The organism is Streptomyces sp. NPDC045470, from assembly GCF_040646595.1.
In the GTDB taxonomy this organism is placed as follows: Bacteria; Actinomycetota; Actinomycetes; order Streptomycetales; family Streptomycetaceae; genus Streptomyces.
Genome location: NZ_JBEZAN010000051.1, coordinates 1 through 4,608 on the forward strand (window position 1 = coordinate 1; position 4,608 = coordinate 4,608).

General features: G+C 75.8%; 1 protein-coding gene. It reads left to right on the forward strand.

The window, feature by feature from the left end:
- On the forward strand, window positions 1-4,608 hold a 4,608-nt coding region (locus tag AB0A97_RS41515), incomplete at both ends, for an SDR family NAD(P)-dependent oxidoreductase (RefSeq protein ID WP_361161275.1).

Below are 4,608 nucleotides of genomic sequence, written 5' to 3' on the forward strand. Positions count from 1 at the left end.
GCTGGGCCAGGCGTGGGCCCACGGCGCGGCGGTGGACTGGCGGGCCGTACTGCCCGAGGGCCGCCGGGTGGACCTGCCCACCTACGCCTTCCAGCGGGAGTCGTACTGGCAGAGCTCGGTGGCCGTCGGCGGGTCCGGCGTGGACGGGCTGGCCCATCCGCTGCTCTCCGGCATGGTGGAGCTGCCCGGTTCCGGCGGGGTGGCGCTGTCCGGCAGGCTGGCGCCGCGCACCGAGCGCTGGCTGGCCGACCACGTCGTCGCGGGCGCCACCCTCTTCCCCGGCACCGGCTTCGTCGAACTCGCCGCGGAGGCCGTGCGGCACTGCGGCGCGCGGCGGCTGGGCGAGCTGGTCGTCCGCACTCCGCTGGTCGTACCCGCCGAGGGCATCGACGTCCAGGTGTGGGTCGCGCCGGACGATGGCACGGACGCTCCGCGTGAGCTGTTCGTCCGGGCTCGCGGCGCCGACGGCGCATGGGTCACGCACGTGTCCGGCACCCTTGAGGCGCAGGACACCGGAACCGGCTGGGCGGGTTGGGACCGGCTGCCCGCCGGCGCCGAACCGATCGCCCTCGACGGCGTGTACGAGGAGCTGGCCGCGCGGGGATACGCGTACGGGTCGGCGTTCCGCGGCCTGCGGGCCGTGTGGCGGGCCGGGGACGAGGTCTTCGCCGAGGTCGCGCTGCCCGAAGGCCCGCACGCCGACGGCTACGGCCTGCACCCCGCGCTCCTGGACGCGGCCCTGCACGCCCTGCTGGTGACCGGCGGAACCGGGGGAGTGCGGGTGCCCTTCTCCTTCACCGGCGTCACTTGGTACGACTCCGGCCCGCAGACGGCGCTGCGGGTGCGCCTCAAGGGCGACGGGGACACGGTCCGCCTCGACGCGGCCTCCCCGGCGGGCGGGCCCGTTCTGTCCGTGGACGCCCTGACCCTGCGCGCGGCGGACCGGCCCGCCGACGACGCGCTCTTCGTCGTACGGTCGCACCCGGTCGTGCCGTCGGCCGAGACGACCGACTGGACCGCCGTCGACACGCTCGCCGGCCTGGGCGACGGCCCCGTGCCGCCGGTCGTCGTGCTGCGGACCGGCTCCCCGGCCGGTACGGCGGGCACCGGGGCCGGTGACCCGGCCGCGGACACCCGCACGGCGGTGCGGTCGCTGCTGGAGACCGTGCGGCAGTGGCTCTCCGGCCCGCACACGTCCCGGCTCGTGGTGTGCGCCTCGCAGGACGACCCGGTGGGCGCCGCGCTCGGCGGGTTCCTGCGCGCCGCGTACGCCGAACACCCCGACCGCTTCGGCCTGCTCGACACCGACGGCACCGCGGCCTCCGAAGCGGTCCTGCCCCGCGCGCTGGGTCTGTTCCGCGACGAACCCCACCTGATCGTCCGTAACGGCGCCGTGGCCGTGCCCCGACTGGCGCGCGCCGAGGGCGCGTTGGCCGCTCCCGACGGGCCCTGGCGCCTGGACCTGGCCGACACCCGCTCCCGGGAACTGGCTCTCGTACCGGACACCTCCGCCGGACGGCACCTCGGCGCCCACGAGGTACGCATCGGCGTTCGCGCCGCCGGGCTCAACTTCCGCGACGTCCTGATCCGGCTCGGCGCCTACCCGGGCGAGGCCGCGCTGGGCAGCGAAGCGGCGGGCGTCGTCCTCGAAACGGGCGACGCGGTGACCGACCTGCGCGTCGGCGACCGGGTCGCCGGGATGCTCACCGGTGGTTTCGCCCCGGTCGCGGTGGCCGACCGGCGCAGGATCACCCGGATACCGGCCGGCTGGACCTTCGCCGAGGCCGCCTCCGTCCCCATCACCTTCCTCACCGCCTACTACGGGCTGGTGGAACTCGCCGGCCTGCGGGCGGGGGAGACCGTCCTGATCCACTCCGCCGCGGGCGGCGTGGGCATGGCCGCCGTACAGATCGCCCGGCACCTCGGCGCGGAGGTGTACGCCACCGCGTCCCCCGCCAAGTGGGACGCGCTGCGCGCAGCCGGACTGGACGACGACCACCTCGCCTCCTCCCGCGACCTGGACTTCGCCGACCGGTTCGGGCCGGTCGACGTCGTCCTGAACTCGCTGGCCCGCGAGTTCGTGGACGCCTCGCTCGGCCTGGTCCGCCCCGGCGGCCGGTTCGTCGAGATGGGCAAGGCCGACCTGCGCCGCCCGGAGGACGTCCGCGACGCGCACCCGGACGTGGCGTACCTGCCCTTTGACCTCTACGAGGTCGAGCCGGACCTGATCGCCGGCATGAACACCCGCCTGACGGAGCTGTTCGAGGCCGGCGCGCTGCGGCTGCCGCCCCTCACCTGCTGGGACGTACGCCGCGCCCCGGAAGCCTTCCAGTACGTCGAACAGGCCCGGCACGTCGGCAAGGTCGTCCTGACCGTGCCCGCGCCGCTGGACCCGGAGGGCACCGCCCTGATCACCGGCGGCACCGGCGGACTCGGCGCGGAGACCGCCGCGCACCTGGTGACCGCCCACGGCGTCCGGCACCTGCTGCTGCTCAGCCGCCGCGGACCCGACGCCCCGGAGGCCGCCGCCGTACGGTCCCGGCTGGAAGCCCTCGGCGCCGACGTCCGCATCACCGCCTGCGACGTGACGGAGCGTGAGGAACTGAGCGCGGCACTGGACCGGATACCCGCCGAGCATCCGCTCACCGCCGTCGTGCACGCCGCCGGCGTCGTCGACGACGCGCTCCTGGACACCCTCACCCCCGGTCAGCTCGACGCCGTCCTCGCCCCCAAGGCCGACGCAGCCGTCCACCTCGACGCGCTGACCCGGGACCTGGACCTCGCCCGGTTCGTGCTGTTCTCCTCCGTCTCCTCGGTCCTCGGCGTGCCCGGCCAGGCCGGATACGGCGCGGCCAACGGCTTCCTCGACGCCCTGGCCCGCGACCGCCACCGCGCGGGACGGCCCGCCACCTCCCTGGCCTGGGGCCTGTGGGCCCAGCCCACCGGCATCACGGCCGGACTCGGACAGCAGGCCGTCGACCGCTGGGCCCGCCGCGGCATCGCCCCGCTGAGCACCGAGCACGGACTCGCCCTGTTCGACCGGGCCGCCGGACAGGGCCTCCCTGGCGTCGCGCCCTTCGCCCTGGACGCCGCGGCGCTACGACGGCAGGACTCCGTACCGAGCGCCATGCGCGGCTTCGCCCGCCCGGCGCCGGTACCCCGCGACCACGGGGGTCGCCCCGCCCCGACGGGCGCCGCCACCCCCACGCCCGGCACCACGGACCTGCTCCGGCTCGTCATCGACCACGCCGCGGCCGTCCAAGGACACCGCGACCCGGCGGCGATCGACCGGGACCGGGCCTTCAGGGACGCCGGGTTCGACTCGATGACATCCCTGGAACTGCGGCAGCGCCTCGCCGCCGCCACCGGGCTCACCCTCCCGTCCACCCTGGTCTTCGACCACCCCACCCCGGCGGCGCTCGCCGGCCGCCTGGAGGAACTGCTGGGCGGTACGAGCACGGGCAGCACCGCTCCGGCCACCGGCCCGGCCCCCACGGCCGGGGACCGGGACGGCGACCCGCTGGTGATCGTCGGCATGGGCTGCCGGTTCCCCGGCGGCGTCGGCTCCCCCGAACAGCTCTGGGACCTGGTGCGCGACGGCCGCGACGCGGTCTCCGCCTTCCCCGCCGACCGCGGCTGGGACCTGGACGCCCTCACCGAGCCCGGCGGCGCGTCCGCCTCCGACGCCGCCGAAGGCGGCTTCCTCGACGCCGCGGGCGCCTTCGACGCCGAGTTCTTCGGGATCTCGCCGCGCGAGGCGCTGGCGATGGACCCCCAGCAGCGACTGTTGCTGGAGACCACGTGGGAGGCGATGGAACGGGCCGGTATCGACCCGGCCACGGTACGCGGCAGCCGCACCGGCGTGTTCACCGGCGCGGTGGCCCAGGAGTACGGGCCCCGGCTCCACCAGTCCGCCCCGGGGGCCGACGGACACCTGCTGACCGGCACCACCTCCAGCGTCCTTTCCGGCCGGCTGGCCTATTTCCTCGGCCTGGAGGGGCCGGCGGTGACGGTGGACACGGCGTGCTCGTCGTCGCTGGTGGCGCTGCACCTGGCCTGCCAGTCGCTGCGCCAGGGCGAGACCGACCTGGCCCTGGTGGGCGGCGCGACCGTCATGGCGTCGCCGGGCATGTTCGTGGAGTTCAGCCGGCAGGGCGGGCTCGCCCGGGACGGCCGCTGCAAGTCCTTCTCGGACGACGCGGACGGTACGGGCTGGTCCGAGGGCGTGGGTGTCCTGGTGGTGGAGCGTCTGTCGGACGCCCGCCGCCTGGGCCACCAGGTGCTGGCGGTGGTACGGGGTTCGGCCGTCAACCAGGACGGCGCCTCCAACGGCCTGACCGCGCCCAACGGCCCCTCGCAGCAGCGCGTGATTCGCGAAGCTCTGACCAGCGGCGGCCTGGAGCCCGGCGATGTGGACGTGGTCGAGGCGCACGGTACGGGCACCCGGCTCGGCGATCCCATCGAGGCGCAGGCCCTGATCGCCACCTACGGCGGCGGCCGTCCGGCTGGACAGCCGCTCCGCCTCGGTTCGCTGAAGTCCAACATCGGTCACGCGCAGGCCGCCGCGGGTGTGGCGGGTGTGATCAAGATGGTGGAGGCGATGCGGCA